The sequence below is a fragment of the Litoreibacter sp. JB4-2 genome (assembly GCF_055693445.1).
Genome location: NZ_CM146334.1, coordinates 3605180 through 3626111, shown reverse-complemented (window position 1 = coordinate 3626111; position 20932 = coordinate 3605180). Strand labels below are relative to the sequence as shown.

The window sequence follows — 20932 nt, the reverse complement described above, 5'->3', positions numbered from 1 at the left end:
GCTCCGCTTAGCTCGAAAGTGCGCGAATAGAGGACCGAATCCGGCTCAGCTCTTTGCGCACAACGCTCGGGTTGGCACCCGCACGGGCATCGGCGTCAACTGCGCGCAGCTGTTGGTCGAGCTGGTTGGCCCGAGCCAATTTTGCCTGATCGCCGCCTACTTTGGCGCGGATCGACGACAGCTCACCGCGTGCAGATGCGATCTCGGACCGCAAGGACGCAATCGTTGCGCTATTGGCGCTCTTTTGCGAATTCAACGAGTTGATCGAACTTTGGCGCGCATTGTTGGAGCGCGCGATCCGGGCTGCCTCAGCCTCATTCGCCGCGAGCTGGCGGTCATACGTGCCGTCATTGATGTTGCGGATATTGTCGAACAAATCCGCTTCCAACGGGTTGGTCGATCCGTTGCACGCCGCCAAAACCGACAAAGCGCTGAGACTAATAACTGAAGACAGGCGTTTCATAGAAATAGTTCCCTCATTTGAATTGAAACGACGCAGGCGGCCCCTGTCCATCAGGGCCGCCGCGTCAAATTAGGTCGGGCTTTTAGCTCGAAACCAAACGCACAGATTTGCGCAACCGTGTCAGACGGTTCTTGGTGCTACTGGCGGCGCGCTTGGTTTGTGTCAGAGGCTTTTTGCCCTGCTTTTCAAGCTTTACCAGTTCAACCTGCGACTTCGTCACGTTGTTTTCAGCCTTGACCAAGCCGTCACGGATATTCTTCCGGTTCGACTGGATCGCGTTAACACGTGCATTGTATTCGGACGCCGAAATCTGCTTCGCGTTCACCTGACGGCGCAGCGACGAAATCTCTGCGTTCTGGCTACGCACAACACTGCGCAAGTTGGCTTCAATGCCGCCTAAACGCTTGTTAATACCAGATAATTTGGCAATCGTTTCACGCTGTTTTACCAAATCCTGGTTCACCTTCGCGGCTTTGCGACCGACATTATTGCCGGCAACACCTCCAGCAACACCGCCCACGGCAGCACCGGCCAAACAATCGCCCCCGTCGCCACCAAGAATAAGCGCAAGACCACAGCCCGCCAAAGCACCAGCCGCCGCGCCCTGCACGGTATTTTTGGTGATAATGCTTCTGGTTTGTTGGCTCAGGCTACGCACATCTTGTTCAAGTTTGCGCTCTTGGGCGGTCTTCTTTCCACCGCCGCCGCCGCTCGCTAAGGAAAGTGTTTCCTCGGTACAAGCCGCTAGACCCATCGACATAATCGCGAAAAGTCCAATTATCAGTTTACGCACTCTAAAATTCCCCCACAAAAAAAGTCACCGTCAGAATGGTGCACATCCGTTTTGTTAACTCAAGGTAAATTTCGAAAAAAAATGAATGGATACCGATTCTTAGGTGCACACTCATTAATCTCTTGACCGACTGCGCTTCCCGATTTTAACCTCTCTCGGCGTTACGGAAGTTTTGTTATTTTATTGCCGATACGGGTCGTGGGGGCCGTTTGTTATGGCTCCAAAAACCAAACCGTCCTTCAAAGTTGCGATCGAAAAGCCCAGCTGGATTCGAGATGCCGACACCGTTCAATGGATCGGACTCACCTCCAGCGTGGTGTCTTTGGCGACCGCGGCAATCGGTATTTTGCAATTTGTCAGCACAGCTTTTGGCGTGGGTGGCAGCAGTTCGAATAACAGCAGCTTCATAGATACTTTGCAGTATCAAACCGAATGGCCCTTCCAACTTCTTGTTTATCTTATCTTTTGCATCATCTTTGGCCTCGGGCTGGGATTTCTTCTGTCCCGGTCCACAGAAAGTGAAGAACCCGGCGTGCAATTGATCAGCATCGGGGGGGCGGTTGTTTGGGGGGTGTTGGTTGTGGCGACGGCCAAGCGTTTGACGCACCCGGGCACCTCTGAAGTGACGCGGGCGGCGGCGGAGATGCAGGTGCATGCGTTTTCCATGATCGGACTGGCGGTGACGTTTTACCTGATCATCTTCCAGTTCCGAAACAGCGGGCCGACCTCGGATGTCGATATCTTGGAACGCCGTTCAACCGCCATACTGTCCTACGCGGCAACCGCGTTGGTGATGATGCTCTTGGTTGCGGGGACCATGTGATGAGCGCAAATTCAGGCCCACTTTCAAGTACTTGCGCAGCGAAACTGCTTTTGGCAGCGGCGGCGCTCGACATGGGGTTGGTGGTTTTGATCACCAAATTCGTCGCTAGCCTGTCGCCATCACAGCAGGTGGGCGCGAAAATTTTTGGCTCCATGTTCAATTCTCGGAGCGAAGTTGAGGCCGCAACGACGCTGCTATGGTTCCTGCCCTGCCTGCTGATTTACTGGCTTCTGGTCGAACTTCTGTTCGGTGGGGCGAGCCTTGGGCGGCTGGCTATGCAGCTGAAACCAATGGATAATTCGGGGAAGCCACTGTCCTTCGGGCAGCGGTTGAAACGCACGATCTGGAAGCTGGGCACCTGCGGTCTGAGCGGCTGCCACCCGGCGCAACCGGCGCTCTATGACAAGAAGGCCAGCGTCACCTGGTATTCCCCGATTGCCCCGCGCGCAGCACGGCCGATGCAGGATTGGCAGCTGAAAATTCGGTCGGGCAACAACGCCGGACGAACACCGATGGCGCTGGGCAGTTACCCAAATTTTTCAAGCTCCCGCAAAGGCTTAGTCAAGATTGGGCGGGAGCCCAGCAAGGCCGATTTGGTGCTGGCGGGCGACGGTTCCGTGTCCGGCGCGCATGCAGCACTTGAAGCACGGGATGGTGTGTTGTCGCTGATCGATATGGGGTCGAGCAATGGCACATTTATCGGCTCAAAACGCTTGCAGCCGAACAAGCGCTATTCGCTCAAAGGCGTCAATTCGTTCAAGCTGGGCGGCGTCACGATTGAACTGCAGCGCTGAGCTCACTGCCGGGCAGCGCGCGCTGCGTTAAGCTGTTTTGTACAAAACGGGGTCATTTTCAAACTCCCGTGCCCCAATTTGTACAGAAAAACCATGCGTCAAACCTTAACGACTCCTAAACTCCAGCGGGTCTCTACCAGTCAGGCCCGCGACCGGCTGTTGGCGATCATCCACTTTGTCCAGGACCCGCGCAACAGCAGCGTCATCACCCGCCACGGGCAACGCGTCGCGGCGATCACCTCTATGGCGGAATGGAAGCGGCTTTGGAAATTGGAGGATTTTGAAGCGATCACCGAACGCGGCATGCGCCCGTCAACATTCCACACCGGCTATAGCGGTTTCACGGCCAAGGCGCAGGAAGCGGCAGAGCACATTCTGCAACTGCAAGTCGACCGCAAAATGGAACGCGAGGTCTTGCGCAGCCGAGGCCTCGCCCCAATCCCGGGCGGCGAATTGGAAGAGGTTTTGGCAGTTGTCGACACCCCGGCTGTTAACGAAGAGGTTAACACAGACGTTAACAAAAAGAGGTGGTGGCGGTTTTGGTGACGGGAACTGCGCTACCTTTAGTTTGGCTATGCCAAGGATCAAAACGATGGCAAAATGCATATGGTAGGAGCCCATCATTGGCCGCTTTGAGCCCAAATTGCTAAATTTCTGCTGTGCAACTAATGTCTGCTTTGTGGACTCATTCCGCCAACACATCTCCAAACTGAATTGAGATCCTTAAAACCTAAAGGGCAACAAACAATGACAGGTGTGAATCCGGTATCAATAATTGAAGCATACTTTGACTTGGAATTGTCCAACAAGAGTCTTCCATATTTTGAAGGCGTCTCCGAAGAGAAGTGGATAGATTTCGCAAAGCACTACTATGCTCAGATGAAGCGCCGCTTCCAGTTCCCAAAAGAGGCAACCGGCCACAGAGTTCTGTTCGAACGACGTAGCATTCAAAGCCTTGGGTTGTCATCATACCCTGATTGGTACCGGCAAAACCCGATAATCGGTGCACGCGGAAACACTGAGGGAAGAACCAGATTGAGTTCCGGTGAGTTGCGGACACTGTTGGGCCCGTTGTCAAAACACCTCTTGGTCTGCGATCAAGTATTCATCGATGATGCATTTCTTTGGAATTTCGACACCTTAGCCGAAGTGATGCCACGTCGAGGATGGCAAAAGTAACCTTACTACGCAGATTTTGTTGATCGGTTTGTACATCAGATCATGATCTGGATGCAGGTTTTTTCGGAGCTGAAACCTTTGATTGTCACCGGTGCTTTGGTTTTTGCTCCATATTTCTGCCGCCCGTCGATGGGTAACAGTAGTCCATACTCGAATGAGGCTTTCAAAGACATCCTTTCTCAACTGAATATCCCACATGATCCGAGGTTTACTCATCCTTCGGCAGCGTCACCGGTCACTGTGACGGATTTGAGTGTTCCGCCACCAGATGAAGATGTTCTCCCAGCTGAGAACCATCCGGATTACACCGAAGCATTAAGGCTGTGGCTGGACGCGAGTGTATCCCGTTTAGGGTGCATGACTCCTGATGTTCAGACTTGGCAGTGGACTCAACAAATCTCGTTCCAAACAGAACCTTTGGCGAACATTTCGACAAATCTAATGTCTCTGGATGTGGTGCCCTTGAAGGCCGGAAACACGTTGAATGTATTGGAAATTGCCAACGCCAGAAAGTCAGAAGCAGTTTTTCAGGAAGTAAAGAAAGCAATCTTAGGCTGTGCCGATTGTCTTTCCAAAAACTTGAGCGACACAGCAAGTGATGACGCCACAAATAAACTTGCTCGAGAATACTTGGCGGATAGTCTCAATCAGACATCGAGTTACAAATTAGTCAGGCTGATGGATGAAAGCTACTTCGGAGCAGGGGTGTATGCCTGCGCCATAAGCGCGGCACTAATGTCGTCAAATCCGTGGTTAGGAGTTGCGGTGCCGGCAGCACTAACGCCAAGGCTATTTTTCGTTTCAGAACAAAAGATTGGTCTCCAAAGTCGAGCTTGGGCAAAGATTAATGCTCTTCCGTAGTCCGTTTTGCCAAGGTTTGGGTATCCCAACTCGTTGCTGACCGGACATTGAACTCCGCACTGCGAAAGTCAGCTTCGTCCCGCAGAGCAAACATGCCCCAAGGCTTATTCAATCAGACGCAGCTATCTCGACCGCGTGGGAGAGAATTAATCCCTTGACCAATTCTCGGGCTTCGGTGCTGAGGCCACGTTCGTCGAGGCTGGTTAGTTCTTCGAGGACCATGCCGACGCCGTCGTCATAACCTGCATTATACGCCTCTTCCTCTCCTCTCGACAGGCGTCTTGAACGAATATCTCCTGACTTCTTCCAAAACATCGAACAGCACTCCTAACAATGCGTGATGACCCTACCTTCCCAATGACATCATGCAAATGTCTGGTTTGAGCCCAATCTGTGAATTTGGTTTTCCCGCTGCGAGCGCTCGCAGCGAAAAAATTGTTGTTAGTGCTCAATCTACAACGCTGCGCGGCAGCAACGAAAGTCGCCATTCGTTCGTCGCCAGCGGCTTGGACGTTATTCGTGAAGGTAAGGTCCACTCAAGGCTCTCAACTGCCGAAGCACATGCAGCACCGACGTAGTCGGTCGGCTCCCGAAAACTACCCTTGCCAAGGACGATACAATTCCACTGCCAACGCGGTGCTGGTGATTGGGTTTGGAGGGAGGATCGGAGGGCAAATCATGTCAAGAGTCCAACTTCCCGCAACAACCCCGAAACGCAGAGCCTGGAACAAGGGGCGGATCATCGGTCAAAAACGGCCTTTGCTGCCCAAACAGGTCTGGGCAATCCGGGCAAGGCTCGAACTCGCGGGTTATCTGCGCGATCTGGTTTTGTTGAACGTCGCCATCGATAGCAAGCTTCGCGGCTGTGATCTCGTCAAATTAGCCGTGTTTGACCTGGCAAAAGATGATCGTGTGCGAGAACGCGTTTCGGTGATCCAGAGCAAGACAAAGCGCCCAGTTCAATTTGAGCTGACGGAAAACACGCGTGAAACTGTGCCGGCGTGGGTTAAATCACCCGAGATGTTTGCTTGCCGCTTCATGTTCCCGAGCCGGTTCCATGGCAGGCCGCACATCTCCACCCGCCAGTATGGTCGGCTTGTCCGCGATTGGGTGACTGCGATTGGTCTTGAACCAAGTGGTTATGGCACGCATTCACTTCGTCGTACCAGGGCCGAAGAGATTTACCGCAAGACAGGAAACCTCCGCGCGGTGCAACTGCTGCTTGGTCACACGAAGGTCGACAGTACAGTGCGCTAATTTGGCGTCGAACTCGAAGATGCCCTGAGTATCGCTGAATGCATCGACCTCTAAGCGATGTCGGCGAACGGTGTCTGCCGTTCGTCGATACAGAAGAGAACTAAGACCACGCAGCGGCAAAACCGAAGTGCGAGCCCAACCGATGAATTCATTTATTTCGCTCCATGCGTATGCGACGAGATAAACGTGGCTTTCTTGAGAGCTCTCATCCTGTTCCGCAGTGTGTGATGCGGCAGTTCGGGCAGTTATTAGCAATAGACGAACGTCTCATTCACAGGTCGTGGAGAAGTTGCCGCCAATTTTTGATAAGCGCATGCTAGCTTTCCTCGCTCAACGCGGAAAGATCAACTGATGCCGAAACCGTATTCCGTGGCCCAAATCTGATCCATCATGAAATCGATGAAAAGATGTGCCAGCCCATCTTTCGGGCTATTGGCGGGATAGATTGCGTAGACGTCGATCGGGCGCAGCTTCACCTCCGGCAGCAAGTGGACCAGACGGCCAGCGCGGAAATCATTTGCCACAAGCGGATAGGTTTCGATCATGAAGCCTAGTCCTTCATCGACAAATTTTCGGGCCACCGTGAGATTGAAGCACGTGGCCGCTGTCCTCGGTGTGCGTTCCGGGGCTGTTCCATCTGCCAAGGTTGCCAAAGCTGACCAAGGCACTGGCAGGCTTTGAAGCCAATCCCAGTCGGCCAAGTCATCTATCGATTGCGGCATGGGTCTGCCCTGCACGTACGACGGTGCCGCGAAGACGCTGAAATGGACATTACCCAACTTGCGCGCCTTATAGCTGCTGTCGTCAAGGTTGCCAGCGCGCCCCCTGATCGCGACGTCAATGTTCGATCCTTCCAAAGGGATCGCACGGTCTTCAAGCTGAATAGACAGATGCACATCAGGATAGGATTGAGCAAACCGCGTGAAGGTCTCGACATAAGGACTGTGCGAAAACGGGGTCGATGCGGCGATTGTCAGCGTGCCCGTTGGTTGCGATGCCCGTCGTTGAACCGCCGCAAGCCCATCGATTGCCGCGGACGTCATACGCTGACTGGCTGCCAAGAGCGCCACGCCTGCGTCAGTCAACGACATGCGACGGGTCGAGCGATACAGCAAGGGCGTGCCAAGGTCTTCTTCAAGCTTAGAGATATGGTGGCTGATCACGGATGGAGAGAGGTTCAGCTTTCTCGCGGCCTGTCGAAACGACCCAAGCTCGGCCACCGTTTGAAAGATCGCCATGGTTCTGAGTTGGTCAATCATTGTTCGATCTTATGAAATTATAAAGCGCATTATACATGTATACCCAGACAACCGCAGACGTGCCACCCTTCAGGCGTTCCGGCAGTTGGCCGGAAATCCAGATGTTTGAAAGGACACATCATGACACTGCTCGTTTCTATAACCCGCGTCTCCCACATCCCGGTGGGCGCTGAACTCGAAGAATTTCACGCCGCCCACGCAAGCCTTTTTGGTGAGGCCGTCGGCAAGATGACGTTTCTGCGCGACCCGCAAGATGCCAGTCAGGTTGCTGTCGTTGGGGAGGTCCATGACCTTGAAAAAATGCGCGTGATCAGCCGGACGCCGGAAGGTGATGCCATGATGCGCAAATACGGTTTCATTGAGCAGCTGAGCTATTTCCTGGAGGACGCTTAAGCCATGTGGATCTCGATGGGGAAAACGTTCGACCCGAAAAAACGCAAGCTCAGAAGATGCAGGGTCAGCGAATGAGCGGTTTGACCTGAAGCTGCAGGAATTCGTCATCGCGCAGCAGCACTTTTGCCTGTTCGCAGCCTGAAGGATTGCGGTCTTGCAAGACGCAAAAATCCGCGCGATGCGTCACGCCATATGTATCGCGCGCAAGGGTTAGGATTGATCCCGCTACGCGATGCCTTCAACGCCAACGAGACGCGCTGAACTGCATGCATCTCTGACGGCCTTCAAGCCTTGGTAAGTCTCGCCGTTGTAGAAGTCTTCCCAATGCGACAGCGAGGGGAATTCGAGCAGGACAATCCGGCGCGGCTCCCAATCGCCTTCATAGACTTTGTGGTCGCCCCCACGTGCAAGGTATTTAGCCCCTGCTTTTTCTAATGCCGGTTTTACGCCAAGCATAAACGCTTGGTATTGATCCATGTCGTGAATTTCGACGTCGAAAATGACATATGCTGTCATGGGTTACCCTTTTTGAATACTTGTCCGGAATGAGTCTTGCTTTTTCTAGCCTGACAGCGGAATGGCCACCTCAGAGAATTGGCGCGTTATCTCATCCTGATGCGTGGAATAGGCCTCGATCACGAGTTCGCGCAGCCAAGTGTTCGCCGGATCGGAATTATTGCGGGCGGACCATGCAAAACTGTGCGGAAAGTTGGTTGGGGCAGCGACCGGTTCCAACACCTCCAGATCGTACTGTTTCCAGTTTTCTTCCATCGCGGCGCTCGGCTGTGTCGCGATGAAATCCGTCGCAGCAAGCATTGGGCCGAGCAATGGGAAGTCCTGAACCTTGCCGCCCACTGTTCTGGGTCGGTCGCGTTGCTTGTGCTCTGTTTCAATCGGCTTGATGCCGTGTTGATCCTCGACGGCGACCTGAAGATAACGGTACTTTTCTGAGGTCTTCGCGCTCCAGTTTTTCGCTGCTGGATGCCCTTTTCGCACGAAGCTGAAAAAGGTGAACGGCGCCAAACCGACCACTTCGATTCCGTCGCCCAGATGGGCCGGGCCGCCAACCTGCATGAGGTCGATCAAGCCATCCGCCAGGTCGGTTCGATTGATCGGCTTGATACGCACCCAATCTATCATCACGTTCGGCGCTTCCTTGAGGATCGCAGCGGTTGTGCGGGCCATAAACGCGGGCGACGCATGCAAGGCGATCCGAAAGAGCCTGTTGCTGATCGTCGGGTCAAACGTGTCTTGTGGCTTCAAGGCGCGGCGCAAACCCTGCAGGACCGGTCCCAAATCCTCGGCGAGGCGCATGGCCTTTTCGGTTGGCTGCATCTTGCCGCCCACGCGCACAAAGAGAGGGTCGTCCAATTGCGTGCGCAGGCGCCCAAGCGCATGGCTGACTGCCGAAGGCGTTACATTCAGTATTTCCGCTGCTGTAGCGACGCTGCCGCCTGCCATCAATGCCTCAAAGGTAGAGAGCAGATTAAGGTCAATCTTGTGTAACTGAATTTCGCTCATGTCGGTCTGAAATCGTTTCGCTGGACTGATGTGACCCTGCAGTGAATACTCAACCCATGTCCAACGAAATGCACTGCGCGAACCTGAGGGCCTTCGGCAAGTGATTGAATTTCAGATACTTTCTGAATGTGTGACTTTTTTCGCCCCGGCACCTGCACAATTTGCGGGCAATGAATTGAGAAACTGAATTGAATTTCCGGTGGAGGCCGATCCACAGCGCACGCGTTTCGCGCTGACAGGAAAGGATTGCCGCCACCAGAGTGAAAAAATGGAGACGAAACGATGACAGTTACAGAAACAACCAAAACAGAGACCCGCGTATTGAGCGGTGACGCAAATGGCCAGATCTGGGGCGCGCGCGCCGCTGACTGGGCCTTGATCCAGGAACCACAGTGCGCGGCGGGTTACCATGCCGTGCTCGACAAGGGCTCTGTCGGGTCCACGACACGCCTGCTTGACGCGGGTTGCGGGGCGGGCATGGCGATGCAGCTCGCGGCGGACCTGGGTGCTGACGTTGCCGGGATCGATGCATCCGCCGGGCTGCTGGAGGTTGCCCGCGATCGTTTACCAAGCGCGCGTTTTGAGCATGGTGATCTCGAGATACTGCCTTTTGAGGATGACAGCTTTGACGTCGTCACAGGCTTCAACGCTTTCCAGTTCGCGGCCGATCCCGTGGCGGCGTTGAAGGAAGCACGCCGCGTGACAAAGCCCGGCGGCAAGGTATTTGTCATGACTTGGGGTGAACCCGGAAGCATGGAAGTCACGGCGTTTATCGCCGCCTTGAAACCGCTGCTGCCGCCGATGCCCGCAAACGCGTCGGGCCCCTTCGCCTTGTCTGAGCCCGGCAAGTTGGAAGAGCTTGCATCAAGCGCTGGCCTGACCCCGCGCGAGGTGTTCGACGTGGACAGCCCATGGACCTACCCCGACCTTGCAACGGCGCTGAAGGGTCTTGGGTCGTCAGGTGTTGCCTTCAAGGCCGCCGAGACGAGCGGTCAGGCGGCACTGGATGCAGCACATGAAGCGGCGATCGCCCCATTTGCCCAGCCTGAGGGCGGCTACCGCATCGGCGCAACCTTCCGTGTGCTTATGGCCGAGGCCTGATTTTAATGTGTGACGGCCTTCACGGTCTTGGATCGTCGTTTGCAACGACCGTGAAGGACGGCGTTTGTGTTTGTATGAAAGCTTACCTTAGGGTAGCCTTTGTACATAATTCATCGTCCAACATTTTTGATTTTTGCTTTCGTACTGGAGACAGCAATGCCCCAGATCCTTCAAATAGCCGCTATTGCGGTCGCAACACTCGGCACTGGCGCAGCAACAATGTCGGTGATGAACAAAGACATTCCTGATCTGCAGATACCAGAGGGCGCGTGGAACTCGTCTGGCGCATTGGATGGTCGGGCTTTCACAGTTCTCGGCACAGATGTTGAAAGCGGCGCGGTTCTCGAGGACGAACTGATATTCCGCAACGGAACCTTCCAGTCCACCGATTGCCAAGAATACTGTGATTTCGGCTGGTCCGACTATCAGACGAAAGACGTCGATGGCGTGATCCATTTCACCGCCACCACTCTTTGCCCGGACGCACCGCACACGGTAGTCTGGTACGGCCAAGTCGAGGGCGACACGATCACGCTCGATGTGACATGGACCACCCGTCGTTGGTACTGGACAAACCAGATGATGATCGAAGGCTCGGGTACTGCCACAAATTTCGACGCCGCGACTGCCGTAACGGGCTGAGATCGACAAGATGCGCACGTCAAGCCCCTCGATGGGCGGTATCATCCTGCGCATAGTGATCCTGATCGCGGTGATCGTGCTGGCCACGTGGGGCGCACATGAGGTGCGCGATGCCCTCAACCTGCAGATCAGGCCTGATAACGAGCAGCAAGTTCACCGCATGATCATGTTTGGCGCGGTTGCCTATATCGGGCTTCTTGCGCTGCCGTTTGTGCCGGGGGCAGAGATCGGTATTGCCATGCTTGCCGCCTTTGGCCCTGCCATTGCCCCGCTGATTTATGTTTGCACGGTGGCGTCGATGATCCTCGCCTACACTGCGGGGCGCTTTTTGCCCGTCTGGGTCTTGCAACGGTTCTTGTCCACCTTGCGGATGCACCGGGCCGCTGATCTTGTTGCCCGTGCTGCGCCGCTGTCGGGCGAGGACCGCGTGGCGATGCTGCTGGATGGACGATCAGCGCGGGCAATGCAGATGGCAGTCCGCTATCGCTATGTTGCGCTGGCATTGGCGGTGAATACGCCCGGCAACTCTATCATCGGTGGTGGTGGCGGCATCATGTTGATGGCCGGGTTGAGCGGGATTTTCTCTCCGCTGGCGACGGTTGCGACGATTGCGCTTGCTGTCTCTCCGGTGCCGCTGGCTGTGGCGTTTTTCGGATTGCGTTTCTGATGGGGGGCGTTGTGATTTGTTTGGGCGCCCGCGCAAACTGCCCAGAAAAGACACGAAATCCAAGATAATCGGGTAACGAAGGAAATCCTATGCTGCGTCACATCGTTCTTGTCTCATTCAAGCCAGAAGCCACCGAGCCGCAGCTTGCCGCTTGGCGCGCCGCCGTGACGAACCTATGCGAGACCAGTGACGAGGTGCTTTCCTTTACCCTCGGTACGAACGTGGGCAGTGGCCCGAACCACCATGATGCCGCCCTCGTCGCTGACTTCGCGGATATGGACGCGTTCCGCCGCTATGTGTCCAGCGATGGCCACAAGGCCTATGTCGAAGACCACGCGAAACATGTGACGGCCAAACTTGCGGCAATCCAGCATGAGATCTAGGCGCATCCCGTAGATGGCCGAGCCGAACTGGAGCGATTTTCGCATCATCCTCGCGCTGGCCAAGGGTGGGTCGGTGACAGGGGCTGCAAAGCTGCTTGGCGTTGACGCCTCGACAGTCAGTCGCCGCCTTGCCGCAGCCGAAGACGTCTTTGGCGCAACGTTGATCGTCCGGGGCGGCAACACATTCGAATTCACCGCTGAAGGGCGCGCCGTCTTGGAGACCGCCGCGGCGATGGATGCCAAGATCAGTGCGACAACCTCTTCTGTTCGGTCAATGCGCCAGAAACCCGAAGGGACTGTGCGCATTGCCTGTGTCCAGACGGCGGTACATGTGTTGCGCCCGCTGGCCGAACAGATTTCTCAAGACCATCCCGGATTGCGGGTTGATCTGATGGCCTCGATTTCCAGCGTCGACCTTGCAAAAGGTGAGGCGGACATCGCCGTCAGAACCATCGCGCCAAAGGATCCGGGATTGGTGATCGCCCATTCCTTTACCTGGGGCAGCTGCCTTTATGCATCCAAGGACTATCTCGCAAAGCATGGCCGTCCCGACACGCCTGAAGGGCTGCGCAATCATCAGCTTGTCAGAACCGGTACGCAACTGCTCGGCACCCCCGCCTTTGGTTGGATCGAGCAATTCGCAGACCCCGATGCGCCAGCGATGCGGGTGGAAAACTCTGACTCCGCCCGGATCATCATTGAACAGGATGGCGGTATCGGCGCGTTATTCTGTGTCGCAGGTGATAGCTCTGCGACACTGGAGCGTGTGTTTCCCGAACCGTTTGATCAGATGGATTCATGGGTGCTCTATCACGAATCCGCACGCGGCTCGGCGAAGGTACGGGTGGTTCTGGATGCCTTGATCCCGTTCTTACACGAACGACAGTCGATCCTATCGGGGATCTAACCGCCATTATCTGCCTGTAAGTCTGTTTGTGTGACTGGCGCATCGAGGTCTGACCAGAACCGCGGGTCGGTGTGGTGCAATGTGATCACCGGGTCTGAGATAACCCCGCCTGCTTGCATCGCGTTGCGGACAGCGGGATCGTTTACAAAGGCCAAAGCAGCGTCTGCATCGGTCCATTCAAAGATGGCCATGACGGCTATCGGCGGTCCGGGCTTTGTCAGGATTTCAAACTGCAGCTCGCCTGCGCTTTGTCTGGTGGACAGGCCACTGTCGAACACCTCGCGCCATGGGGCGTAGGCAGCGACGTCATGTTGGACGATCATCCAGACGGTGTCGGGTCGGTCTTGTGCGGCCGCCGGGAGGGCGATGGCGCAGGCCAACGCTGCCGCGAGTTGAAAGCGTGTCATTTGAAATGGTCCTTTGAGAATTGGTGCGCCGTCAAAGGCTCAGGCGGCGCGGTTTTGGGGGCAATTAATCAGCGGGCTCTTCTTCGAAGTTGTCCCAGAACTCATCCCGCCCATTGCTTCGTGGAAAGGGCGCGTCAGGGCCCGGGACCTGAAGGAAGTCACATAACGGCTCCCACCCATCCGACGGTGTGAACACCAACAGCCGGTCGGCGGGCACCAATTCACGCACAAGGCGGTTGTTGCGCCGGTAGGCGGCCAGCGCGATCTCTTTGTCGGGCATGCCCCCAAAGGTATCGTCGATATAGAACGGCGTGAGCTTTACAAAGATATCCTTGATATGCTGCGGCATGTTTTGGGTCAGGCGTTCGTGGTTGGCCCAGACCTTCAGCACCGTCTTGCTGAAACTCGCCCACCAGTCGTCTTCCGGGCGTTCGGTGTGCAGCACTTTGGCATCTGGAAAGGCCTGGATGGTCTGTTGCCAGACCCGACCACCGGGGAAATCGACCTGCGATGTGTATCCTTCGAAAACCGCATCCCATTGGGTGGGTTCACAGCGTGCGACCTCTGCCCATTTTTCCACTTGGGTCGGGTTTGCGAATAACTCCATCATGTGATGGCAAGGGCCAAATCCAAGGGCCTCAAGGGCCGTTTTGGTGGATAGGGTGCCTGTGCGGCTCATGCCGGTTCCGATAACTTTGAGGGACATTTTGTTTCTTCCTTGATGCTATTCAGGTGCTATCAGTAGGCCGCAGGCGGTCGGCCGGTGACGGGCCATAGGACCGTTACCGCGCGTTGCTGTTGGCTTTCCATTTCAGCGATGATCCGAACCTACTGGAAGCCGCGCCTGGAAGCGCCAGAGAAGATCGCAAAGACCGATTGCAAAAATGCCTGCGGCCCTTGCGCCAGCGCAACCTGCGTTCAATCCCCCGATGGTTCTCCACCAAAATGCGCCCAGAACTCATCGCGGGCATGGCTCCGTGGGAAGGCCCCTGCAGGTACATCCACCTCAAGGAAACGGCACAGTGGATCCCAGCCGTCCGTTGGCGAGAAAACAAGCAACCGGTCTGCCGCGATCATGTCGCGGACCTTTTCGTTATTGCGACGATAGGCCTTGATTGCGCTGTCCTTGTCCGTGCCGCCGATCAAGTCTTGAACGACGATCTTGTCCATCGTCTCGAAAATTGGGGCCAAGTGCGGCGGCAGTTCCAGCCGCGTCCGGAATTCCCAGAATTTGTTGATCGTACCGGAATAACTTGCCCACCAGTCCTCTTCGGGGCGCTCATTATGCAGGACCTTGGCATCTGGAAAGGCAATTGACAGTTCGTGCCAGACAGTGGCCCCAGGGAAATCGACCTGGGCATCGTATCCCGCAAAGGCTTCGGCCCAATCGACCTCTTTGCCTTCCGCATAGGCCGTCCAATAAGCCGGCTGATCGGGATGTCTCATCACCTCGGTCATGTGATGGCAAGGGCCAAAACCCAGCTGTTCTAACGCAATTTTGGTGGACATGGTTCCGGTGCGGCCAAAGCCTGATCCGATGACTTTCAAAGACATAACGTGTTCCTTTTTGTGAGCAAATTAAAAGACATACCTGTCCCGGTCGCAGGACAGCGCCCAGCGGTCAGTCGTTCGGGTGTGATGAAGGTTTCGGTGCCGTTGCTCTTTTTTTTGCGGTTTCGATGACAAACGTATTCACTCAAACCCAGCGAAAACCTAACGAAACGATTTCAGCGGTCATGAAGGAAATTCAGCTACACCGGATCGACCTGAATTTGCCGGTCGTATTTGAAGCGCTTATGCTTGAGGGCAGCGTCGCGGGTGCCGCGTCGAAGCTGAACAAGACGCCATCGGCGGTCAGTCACGCGCTGGCACGGTTGCGCGAACAGGTGGGTGATCCGTTGATGGTCAAAGTCGGCGGACGGATGCAGTCCAGCCCGTTTGCCCTGCAACTGATCGAAGATGTGCGCCCCATTCTGATGAGCATCAAAAGGGTGCTCAAACTGCCTGAGCCGTTTGATCCCGCCTCGAGCGCCCGCGTATTCCGGGTGGCTTGTCCGCTCACAGCAAAATTCCAAACACGCGTCTTGGCTGCCATTCACAAGACCGCACCGGGCACGCGGATCGAATGGCTGTCAGCGCCAAGGGAGGTGCATGCGGCGGTCTCCGAGGGTCTGATTGACCTCGCCCATACGGGCGGAGAGCGGCATTTGCCCGATGGGTTCGAGGAGGCCGAATTGCCGCCAATGGAATTTGTTAGTTTCGTCCGCGATACACATCCCTGTATCGACAATTGGGGCCCGGACGCATGGATGCGTTATCCGCACGTAAAGGTCGCAATCGGCGATGAGGTCCGCAGCCCGGTGGAAGAAGTGGACAAAGCAAGTGGTGCGGAGCGCCATATCGGTGCTCTCATTGCTGAATTTGCAGGCGTCGCGCCGCTGATATCCAGCAGCGACTATATCGCTACATTACCGCCAGAGATCATGGCGTGGGACATGGAGCTATATGGGCTTCAACCGCTGCCTCCCATTGGCCAGACACCGAAACTGCGCGCGCGATTTCATTGGTCCGCACGTACTGCGAACGATCCGGCTTGTGTGTGGCTTCGCGAGCTTGTCATGGAGGCCTATCGCGAGGCCCATTCTGAGGCGGCAGCGTTGGTGGCCGCGCGCCTGGGACAGGAGACAGCATCATGACGCCCCTTCACCGGCTCGATCTCAATCTGCTTGTGACTTTTCAGGCGCTGATGGACGAGGGCTCGGTCGCGAAAGCTGCAGACCGGCTGAACAAGACGCCCTCTGCAGTGAGCCACGCGCTTGCTCGTCTTCGCGAACAGGTGGGTGATCCGCTGATGGTCAAGGTCGGGGGCAAGATGCAGCCATCGCCCTTTGCTGAGGCATTAATTGAAGACGTCCGACCCATCCTGCGTAGTATCCAACGTGTGGTGACCCCCCCAGACCCCTTTGATCCGGCCACCAGCACCCGCACCTTCCGGATCGCCGTACCCGCGATCACAGCGCTGATCGCAGAGGTCTTTGCGCGGATCAATGAGGCCGCGCCCGGCGTGGCATTGGAATGGGTGAATTTGGGCCCACATCTCTACGATGCTGTCACGAATGAAGAGATCGACCTCGCATTGCTTGGCGCGGACAAACCCTTGCCAGAAGGGCTGATGGAACAGAAAATGCCGACCCTGCAACGCCTTACCTATATGCGGGCAAGGCATCCGGCGGCGGAGACTTGGAATAAACAAGCTTGGCTTGATTGGCCCCACGTCATGGTTGGGATGTCAAACGCAGCGCGCCAAACCGTAGAGGATCGCGTGGCGCGCGATGGCATGGAGCGCCGGATCGGAGCGCATTTGCCTGAATTCTCGGGCGTCGCACCGCTTCTGGCGCGCACGAATATGCTCGGCACAACGGTGCCTTTGTTCATGGCTGACGATATGAAGACCTACGGGTTGATCGCCAAGCGCCCACCGGTCGATCTGCCGGACATCACCTTTCGCTTCTTCTGGAGCGCGCGCCTGTCGCAGGACCCTGGCGGCAAATGGCTTCGGTCAATCGTGATCGACGCCTATAATTATATCAACAAAAAAACTTTAGACGCTCTGGGGGCCGACGCTTTCAAAGGAGTAGACAGGTGACCCATGGCAAACCCTAACTGGAGCCATTTCCGCGTCGTTCTCGCCTTAAAGAACGCTGGCTCGATAACCGAAGCTGCGCGCCTTCTGGGCGTGGATGGATCGACGGTGAGCCGCCGGTTGGCCAGTGCCGAGCAGGCCTTCGGGACACCTCTCGTCATACGGGGCGGTGGTGAATTTAATTTCACTCCCGAAGGCTTGGTGATCGCCGACGCAGCGAAGCAGATGGATGCGGTTGTCCATGACGCCCAGATCAATGTAAGCGCGATGCGCCAGCAGCCGACCGGCACTGTTAAGATCGCTTGCGTCCCCACCGCGGCCCACATCCTTCGGCCTTTGGTTCACCAAATTTCGGAGGCATTTGAGGGATTGTACGTTGATCTTATCAGTTCGATTTCTGCCTTCGACCTCGCGAAAGGCGAGGCAGATATTGCCGTACGCACCCGCGAACCCAAGGATCCGGCGCTCGTCGTCGCCTATTCGTTTACCTGGGGACGTGCCTTCTATGGATCAAAGACTTACTTTGAAACCGATGGACGCCCAAACACCCCCGACGACTTGCGCGACCACACACTTGTACGGATCGGAACTGGAAATTCGCCTTCAAAAGCTTCGGCTTTGATTGATAGCTTAGACAATCCTGAGCGTCCCAGCATTCGGGTGGAAAACACAGATTCTGCTCAAATGATGATCGAGCAAGGTGCTGGCATCGGCTCGCTGTTCTGTGCCCTCGCGGATACGAACCCCAACATCGAACGGGTCTTTCCCGATCCATTCGATCAAGTTGATTCCTGGGTCATCTATCACGAGTCTGCGCGTGGCTCTCAGCGCGTGCGGATCGTCTTGGACGCCTTGGTTGGGTATCTCAAAGATAACCGCGCCGTACTGACCGGTTGGCGTGAACGCGACCAACAATAACGATATACCAGACGAGGTGATTGCCTGTGCGCAAATCTCCATTTCACAGGAATTGAATGACCGTTTTGGCGCTGTGAGCCGCAATGCAGTTGTATTCTTACCGCAAGAGCAAACAAATGCCGCATAAGCAATAGCCGCAACTGCACAAGTCCGGTTTGTCCGCAAACGTTTCATTCGCAAGCCGGACCCGTGGCTGCCCGCGGGGTGACGTTGCGACGTTTGTTTGTTAGCAGTTTATGGAGGCCAAACACATCTTCCCTACGAACGATGCGCACTGATAGCAAAAGCTTCAGCCCGTCCGGGCGAGCGTTCTGAGCGCTTCTCGAACCATTGGCGAAACGCTCAGAACCTAGCTCGGCGCGCTTCGCTTTTGATTCCGAGCGGGCACGCCGACGTTTGCCCGCTTTATCTAGATGAGCCCCGCCGTCTTCGCCCGCAACCTGACCAGCGCCAGCACCGCATCTATCGTCGGCGTGGGTTTCCCGATCAAATGACCAAGCTCTGACACGGAGCCCACCAGTGCCTCGATCTCCATCGGGCGGCCAGCGTCGAGGTCTTGCCACATGCTCGTGCGGTGCGCGCCGACGGAGGCGCCGCCATCAATCCGGCGGTCGACGTCGATGGCGAATTTGACGCCCAGGCTTTCTGCGATCTCCTGCGCCTCGACCATCATGTTGCGCGCCAAAGCGCGGGTGCCTTCGTCGGTGCAAAGCTCCTCCAGCGTCGCGTGGGTGAGCGCGGAGATCGGATTGAAACTGAGGTTTCCCCAGAGCTTGACCCACAGATCGTCGCGGATGCGCGGGCGCACCGGGGCCTTGAGACCGGCGGCGATCATCAGCTTGGACAACGCTTGCGCGCGTTCGGTTTTCTCGCCGGAGGGTTCGCCCAGCAGGAAGCGGTTGCCTTCGATATGGCGGACGACGCCGGGCTGGACGACCTCGGCGGCCGGGTAGACGACGCAGCCCAGCACACTGTCGGGGCCGAACGTGTTCCATTGCGCGTCGCCCGGATCGACGGAGGCAAGGCGCGTGCCTTCATAAGGCCCATCGAGCTTGTGGAAATACCACCAGGGCAGCCCGTTCACGGCAGAGACCACGGTGGTGTTTGGCCCGATCAGCGGCGCGATTTTGTCCACGACGGGCGGCACGGAATGGGCCTTGAGCGTGACGAAGACATAGTCCTGCGGGCCCAGAAACGTGGCATCGTCAGAGGCGATGACGTCGACATTGATGTAGCCGTCGCCCTCCATCAGCGTGAGGCCGTTGTCCTGCATCGCCTCCAGATGCGGGCCGCGCGCGATCATCGAGACCTCCGCGTCGGTTTGGGCGAGCTTTGCCCCAAGATAGCCGCCGATGGCGCCTGCGCCGAAGATGCAGATTTTCATGACGTGAGCCCCAGCTTTTCGGCCATGCCGATGCGTTGCATTTTGCCGGTCGCGCCTTTGGGGATTTCATCAAGGATGACGATGTGGCGCGGGATTTTGAACTCGGCGACGCGGGTTTTGGCGAAATCCTTGAGCGCCGAAGCGTCGAGCGCGCTGCCATCGGTGAGCTTGACGGCGGCGCCTACTTCTTCGCCCAGCTTGGGATGGGGCACGGCGAAGGCCACGACCTGAGCGACCTCGGGGTGGTCCATCAGCATCTCATCGATCTCCAGCGGGCTGATCTTTTCGCCGCCGCGATTGATGATTTCTTTCAGCCGCCCGGTGAGACGCAGGTAGCCTTGGTCGTCCAGCGCGCCTTGGTCACCCGTGCGGAACCAGCGCTCGCCACCCACCTCGAAGAAGTTGTCGGCATTGGCCTTGTCGTTGTTTTCATAGCCCGGCGTGACATTGGGGCCGGAGATGACAATCTCGCCCGTGCCTTGGATCAGCTCAGGATCAGTCTCAGACGCGATTGCCACTTTGGGGCCCGCCGCGATGCCGACGGAGCCGGGGATTTGGCGGCCCGGCGGCAGCGGGTTGGAGGCCATTTGATGCGCGGCCTCGGTCATGCCGTAGCCTTCGATGACGGGGGCGTTAAAGGTTTCCTCCAGCTTGGCGAAGACCTGCGGTGGCAGGGAGGCAGACGAGGATCGCAGGAAACGCAGCGGATGCGCGGCGATGACGTCAGCATTGCGCGGCGCGCGCGACAGGATCGCTTGGTGCATGGTCGGTACGGCGGTGTACCATGTGGGCGCGGCCTGCCCCATTTGGGCGAAGAATTTCAGCGCGTCAAAACCCGGCGCGCACCAGACCGAGCCGCCAGACGCCAGCGTGGCCGACACAGCTGCGATAAGCCCGTGGATGTGAAAGAGCGGCATGACATTAATGCAGCGATCTTGCGCGGTCAGGCTCAGCGAGGCCTCGATATTGCGTGCGGAGGCCGCGACGTTGCTGTGCAGAAGCTGCACGATCTTGGGGCGCGACGTGGTGCCGGACGTGTGCAAAATCAGCGCGACATCATCGGCACCGGGCGGCGTGGTGTCGGCGCTGCCCAACGCGTCGCCTTCAAGCGTCAGATCGAACGCGCCTGCCGGGTGCGCGTCGCCAACGGAAAGGCGAATAATGGCGATGCCCAGACCTTGCGCAGCCGCCAAGGCAGGGCCGTCATAGCCTTCCATCACGATCAGCGCGCGGGCTTTCAGATCATCAAGGTAGAAGGCGTATTCGTCTTGCTTGTAGGACGGGTTCAGCGGCGCGGTGGTGGCGGTTTGGGCAACGCACACAAAGGCGGAGGCCATCTCCGGCCCGTTGGGCAGCACGATGGCCACGCGGTCGCCGCGCCCGATGCCAAAGCCGTGCAGAGCCTCCGCCACGCTGGCGGCTTGCGCGCGCAGCCCCGCATAATTGAGCCAGTCACGGTCCGGCGCGCCGATGGCGGGTGCTGCGTCAGGATGGGCGGCGATGAGGGCGGCGTAAGTGGTCATAGAAACGTCCTTGG

Annotated in this window: 26 protein-coding genes; 15 read left to right on the top strand and 11 right to left on the bottom strand. The window is 56.9% G+C overall.

Annotated features, from left to right (window positions below):
- Positions 1–7: 7 nt before the first annotated feature.
- A complete protein-coding gene (locus ACZ1G7_RS18185) occupies positions 8–463 on the bottom strand; it encodes a hypothetical protein (protein ID WP_472660789.1) in 456 nt (151 codons plus the stop codon).
- 82 nt (positions 464–545) lie between these two features.
- On the bottom strand, positions 546–1274 hold the full coding sequence (locus ACZ1G7_RS18180; protein ID WP_472660788.1) for a hypothetical protein: 729 nt from the start codon (positions 1272–1274) through the stop codon (positions 546–548).
- A 196-nt stretch (positions 1275–1470) separates the two neighbouring features.
- On the opposite strand from ACZ1G7_RS18180, the gene ACZ1G7_RS18175 reads away from it, so the two are divergent.
- From ACZ1G7_RS18175 to ACZ1G7_RS18155, 5 genes are all read left to right on the top strand, one after another.
- Positions 1471–2079, top strand: coding sequence for a hypothetical protein (locus ACZ1G7_RS18175; RefSeq protein ID WP_472660787.1), 609 nt, complete (start codon positions 1471–1473; stop codon positions 2077–2079).
- Positions 2079–2873 carry an FHA domain-containing protein gene (locus tag ACZ1G7_RS18170; RefSeq protein ID WP_472660786.1) on the top strand — a complete coding sequence of 265 codons (795 nt, stop codon included), beginning with the start codon at positions 2079–2081 and terminating at the stop codon, positions 2871–2873. The genes ACZ1G7_RS18175 and ACZ1G7_RS18170 overlap by 1 nt, the downstream gene beginning before the upstream one ends.
- Before the next feature lie 93 nt (positions 2874–2966).
- Positions 2967–3419, top strand: a complete 453-nt coding sequence (locus tag ACZ1G7_RS18165) for a type II toxin-antitoxin system prevent-host-death family antitoxin (RefSeq protein WP_472660785.1) — start codon at positions 2967–2969, stop codon at positions 3417–3419.
- A 201-nt stretch (positions 3420–3620) separates the two neighbouring features.
- The gene (locus ACZ1G7_RS18160) at positions 3621–4052 is read left to right on the top strand and encodes a hypothetical protein (protein WP_472660784.1); all 432 of its coding nucleotides are present in this window, start codon (positions 3621–3623) and stop codon (positions 4050–4052) included.
- 42 nt (positions 4053–4094) lie between these two features.
- Positions 4095–4913, top strand: a complete 819-nt coding sequence (locus ACZ1G7_RS18155) for a hypothetical protein (RefSeq protein WP_472660783.1) — start codon at positions 4095–4097, stop codon at positions 4911–4913.
- Positions 4914–5021: 108 nt separating this feature from the next.
- Here ACZ1G7_RS18155 and ACZ1G7_RS18150 read toward each other — a convergent pair whose 3' ends face one another.
- Positions 5022–5228 carry a hypothetical protein gene (locus ACZ1G7_RS18150; protein WP_472660782.1) on the bottom strand — a complete coding sequence of 69 codons (207 nt, stop codon included), beginning with the start codon at positions 5226–5228 and terminating at the stop codon, positions 5022–5024.
- Positions 5229–5591: 363 nt separating this feature from the next.
- Between ACZ1G7_RS18150 and ACZ1G7_RS18145 the strand changes: the two genes are divergently transcribed.
- Positions 5592–6170, top strand: a complete 579-nt coding sequence (locus ACZ1G7_RS18145; protein WP_472663760.1) for a tyrosine-type recombinase/integrase — start codon at positions 5592–5594, stop codon at positions 6168–6170.
- A gap of 344 nt (positions 6171–6514) precedes the next feature.
- Here ACZ1G7_RS18145 and ACZ1G7_RS18140 read toward each other — a convergent pair whose 3' ends face one another.
- A complete protein-coding gene (locus ACZ1G7_RS18140) occupies positions 6515–7429 on the bottom strand; it encodes a LysR family transcriptional regulator (RefSeq protein ID WP_472660781.1) in 915 nt (304 codons plus the stop codon).
- A 120-nt stretch (positions 7430–7549) separates the two neighbouring features.
- On the opposite strand from ACZ1G7_RS18140, the gene ACZ1G7_RS18135 reads away from it, so the two are divergent.
- On the top strand, positions 7550–7822 hold the full coding sequence (locus tag ACZ1G7_RS18135; RefSeq protein ID WP_472660780.1) for a hypothetical protein: 273 nt from the start codon (positions 7550–7552) through the stop codon (positions 7820–7822).
- Positions 7823–8047: 225 nt separating this feature from the next.
- Here ACZ1G7_RS18135 and ACZ1G7_RS18130 read toward each other — a convergent pair whose 3' ends face one another.
- Together ACZ1G7_RS18130 and ACZ1G7_RS18125 are read right to left on the bottom strand one after the other, a co-directional pair.
- A complete protein-coding gene (locus tag ACZ1G7_RS18130; RefSeq protein ID WP_472660779.1) occupies positions 8048–8338 on the bottom strand; it encodes a DUF1330 domain-containing protein in 291 nt (96 codons plus the stop codon).
- Between the two features lie 45 nt (positions 8339–8383).
- Positions 8384–9343 carry a LysR family transcriptional regulator gene (locus ACZ1G7_RS18125; protein ID WP_472660778.1) on the bottom strand — a complete coding sequence of 320 codons (960 nt, stop codon included), beginning with the start codon at positions 9341–9343 and terminating at the stop codon, positions 8384–8386.
- A 282-nt stretch (positions 9344–9625) separates the two neighbouring features.
- On the opposite strand from ACZ1G7_RS18125, the gene ACZ1G7_RS18120 reads away from it, so the two are divergent.
- From ACZ1G7_RS18120 to ACZ1G7_RS18100, 5 genes are all read left to right on the top strand, one after another.
- Positions 9626–10444 carry a class I SAM-dependent methyltransferase gene (locus ACZ1G7_RS18120; RefSeq protein WP_472660777.1) on the top strand — a complete coding sequence of 273 codons (819 nt, stop codon included), beginning with the start codon at positions 9626–9628 and terminating at the stop codon, positions 10442–10444.
- Positions 10445–10600: 156 nt separating this feature from the next.
- Positions 10601–11086: a hypothetical protein gene (locus ACZ1G7_RS18115; RefSeq protein WP_472660776.1), complete on the top strand. Its 486-nt coding sequence runs from the start codon at positions 10601–10603 to the stop codon at positions 11084–11086.
- A 10-nt stretch (positions 11087–11096) separates the two neighbouring features.
- Positions 11097–11753: a hypothetical protein gene (locus ACZ1G7_RS18110; protein ID WP_472660775.1), complete on the top strand. Its 657-nt coding sequence runs from the start codon at positions 11097–11099 to the stop codon at positions 11751–11753.
- Between the two features lie 89 nt (positions 11754–11842).
- On the top strand, positions 11843–12136 hold the full coding sequence (locus tag ACZ1G7_RS18105; protein WP_472660774.1) for a Dabb family protein: 294 nt from the start codon (positions 11843–11845) through the stop codon (positions 12134–12136).
- A gap of 13 nt (positions 12137–12149) precedes the next feature.
- Positions 12150–13043: a LysR family transcriptional regulator gene (locus tag ACZ1G7_RS18100; protein ID WP_472660773.1), complete on the top strand. Its 894-nt coding sequence runs from the start codon at positions 12150–12152 to the stop codon at positions 13041–13043.
- Here the strand turns inward: ACZ1G7_RS18100 and ACZ1G7_RS18095 are convergent.
- From ACZ1G7_RS18095 to ACZ1G7_RS18085, 3 genes are all read right to left on the bottom strand, one after another.
- Entirely contained in the window at positions 13040–13450 is a 411-nt protein-coding gene (locus tag ACZ1G7_RS18095) for a hypothetical protein (protein WP_472660772.1), read from the bottom strand. The two genes, ACZ1G7_RS18100 and ACZ1G7_RS18095, sit on opposite strands and share 4 nt — an antisense overlap.
- A gap of 64 nt (positions 13451–13514) precedes the next feature.
- Entirely contained in the window at positions 13515–14156 is a 642-nt protein-coding gene (locus ACZ1G7_RS18090) for a sulfotransferase family protein (protein ID WP_472660771.1), read from the bottom strand.
- A 212-nt stretch (positions 14157–14368) separates the two neighbouring features.
- Positions 14369–15004 (bottom strand): sulfotransferase family protein, encoded by a 636-nt coding sequence (locus tag ACZ1G7_RS18085; protein ID WP_472660770.1) that lies wholly within the window; start codon positions 15002–15004, stop codon positions 14369–14371.
- 182 nt (positions 15005–15186) lie between these two features.
- Between ACZ1G7_RS18085 and ACZ1G7_RS18080 the strand changes: the two genes are divergently transcribed.
- From ACZ1G7_RS18080 to ACZ1G7_RS18070, 3 genes are read left to right on the top strand one after another with little or no spacing between them, the layout of a single operon-like run.
- A complete protein-coding gene (locus ACZ1G7_RS18080) occupies positions 15187–16146 on the top strand; it encodes a LysR family transcriptional regulator (protein ID WP_472660769.1) in 960 nt (319 codons plus the stop codon).
- The gene (locus ACZ1G7_RS18075) at positions 16143–17096 is read left to right on the top strand and encodes a LysR family transcriptional regulator (RefSeq protein WP_472660768.1); all 954 of its coding nucleotides are present in this window, start codon (positions 16143–16145) and stop codon (positions 17094–17096) included. The genes ACZ1G7_RS18080 and ACZ1G7_RS18075 overlap by 4 nt, the downstream gene beginning before the upstream one ends.
- A 3-nt stretch (positions 17097–17099) precedes the next feature.
- Positions 17100–18011, top strand: a complete 912-nt coding sequence (locus ACZ1G7_RS18070; RefSeq protein WP_472660767.1) for a LysR family transcriptional regulator — start codon at positions 17100–17102, stop codon at positions 18009–18011.
- A gap of 409 nt (positions 18012–18420) precedes the next feature.
- Here the strand turns inward: ACZ1G7_RS18070 and ACZ1G7_RS18065 are convergent, their stop codons facing one another.
- Positions 18421–19395 (bottom strand): 2-dehydropantoate 2-reductase, encoded by a 975-nt coding sequence (locus ACZ1G7_RS18065; protein ID WP_472660766.1) that lies wholly within the window; start codon positions 19393–19395, stop codon positions 18421–18423.
- Entirely contained in the window at positions 19392–20918 is a 1527-nt protein-coding gene (locus tag ACZ1G7_RS18060; RefSeq protein ID WP_472660765.1) for an acyl--CoA ligase, read from the bottom strand. Before ACZ1G7_RS18060 ends, ACZ1G7_RS18065 begins: the two co-directional genes overlap by 4 nt.
- Positions 20919–20932 lie beyond the last annotated feature (14 nt).

Bases quoted from the DNA above. Each gene is read 5' to 3' on its own strand.
- ACZ1G7_RS18075 (WP_472660768.1), top strand. From the start codon at position 16,143: ATGACGCCCCTTCACCGGCTCGATCTCAATCTGCTTGTGACTTTTCAG.
- ACZ1G7_RS18080 (WP_472660769.1), top strand. From the start codon at position 15,187: ATGAAGGAAATTCAGCTACACCGGATCGACCTGAATTTGCCGGTCGTA.
- ACZ1G7_RS18095 (WP_472660772.1), bottom strand. From the start codon at position 13,450: ATGACACGCTTTCAACTCGCGGCAGCGTTGGCCTGCGCCATCGCCCTC.
- ACZ1G7_RS18090 (WP_472660771.1), bottom strand. From the start codon at position 14,156: ATGTCCCTCAAAGTTATCGGAACCGGCATGAGCCGCACAGGCACCCTA.
- ACZ1G7_RS18125 (WP_472660778.1), bottom strand. From the start codon at position 9,343: ATGAGCGAAATTCAGTTACACAAGATTGACCTTAATCTGCTCTCTACC.
- ACZ1G7_RS18105 (WP_472660774.1), top strand. From the start codon at position 11,843: ATGCTGCGTCACATCGTTCTTGTCTCATTCAAGCCAGAAGCCACCGAG.
- ACZ1G7_RS18145 (WP_472663760.1), top strand. From the start codon at position 5,592: ATGTCAAGAGTCCAACTTCCCGCAACAACCCCGAAACGCAGAGCCTGG.
- ACZ1G7_RS18070 (WP_472660767.1), top strand. From the start codon at position 17,100: ATGGCAAACCCTAACTGGAGCCATTTCCGCGTCGTTCTCGCCTTAAAG.
- ACZ1G7_RS18060 (WP_472660765.1), bottom strand. From the start codon at position 20,918: ATGACCACTTACGCCGCCCTCATCGCCGCCCATCCTGACGCAGCACCC.
- ACZ1G7_RS18150 (WP_472660782.1), bottom strand. From the start codon at position 5,228: ATGTTTTGGAAGAAGTCAGGAGATATTCGTTCAAGACGCCTGTCGAGA.
- ACZ1G7_RS18110 (WP_472660775.1), top strand. From the start codon at position 11,097: ATGCGCACGTCAAGCCCCTCGATGGGCGGTATCATCCTGCGCATAGTG.
- ACZ1G7_RS18135 (WP_472660780.1), top strand. From the start codon at position 7,550: ATGACACTGCTCGTTTCTATAACCCGCGTCTCCCACATCCCGGTGGGC.
- ACZ1G7_RS18140 (WP_472660781.1), bottom strand. From the start codon at position 7,429: ATGATTGACCAACTCAGAACCATGGCGATCTTTCAAACGGTGGCCGAG.
- ACZ1G7_RS18160 (WP_472660784.1), top strand. From the start codon at position 3,621: ATGACAGGTGTGAATCCGGTATCAATAATTGAAGCATACTTTGACTTG.
- ACZ1G7_RS18165 (WP_472660785.1), top strand. From the start codon at position 2,967: ATGCGTCAAACCTTAACGACTCCTAAACTCCAGCGGGTCTCTACCAGT.
- ACZ1G7_RS18155 (WP_472660783.1), top strand. From the start codon at position 4,095: ATGATCTGGATGCAGGTTTTTTCGGAGCTGAAACCTTTGATTGTCACC.
- ACZ1G7_RS18065 (WP_472660766.1), bottom strand. From the start codon at position 19,395: ATGAAAATCTGCATCTTCGGCGCAGGCGCCATCGGCGGCTATCTTGGG.
- ACZ1G7_RS18130 (WP_472660779.1), bottom strand. From the start codon at position 8,338: ATGACAGCATATGTCATTTTCGACGTCGAAATTCACGACATGGATCAA.
- ACZ1G7_RS18170 (WP_472660786.1), top strand. From the start codon at position 2,079: ATGAGCGCAAATTCAGGCCCACTTTCAAGTACTTGCGCAGCGAAACTG.
- ACZ1G7_RS18100 (WP_472660773.1), top strand. From the start codon at position 12,150: ATGGCCGAGCCGAACTGGAGCGATTTTCGCATCATCCTCGCGCTGGCC.
- ACZ1G7_RS18115 (WP_472660776.1), top strand. From the start codon at position 10,601: ATGCCCCAGATCCTTCAAATAGCCGCTATTGCGGTCGCAACACTCGGC.
- ACZ1G7_RS18185 (WP_472660789.1), bottom strand. From the start codon at position 463: ATGAAACGCCTGTCTTCAGTTATTAGTCTCAGCGCTTTGTCGGTTTTG.
- ACZ1G7_RS18120 (WP_472660777.1), top strand. From the start codon at position 9,626: ATGACAGTTACAGAAACAACCAAAACAGAGACCCGCGTATTGAGCGGT.
- ACZ1G7_RS18085 (WP_472660770.1), bottom strand. From the start codon at position 15,004: ATGTCTTTGAAAGTCATCGGATCAGGCTTTGGCCGCACCGGAACCATG.
- ACZ1G7_RS18175 (WP_472660787.1), top strand. From the start codon at position 1,471: ATGGCTCCAAAAACCAAACCGTCCTTCAAAGTTGCGATCGAAAAGCCC.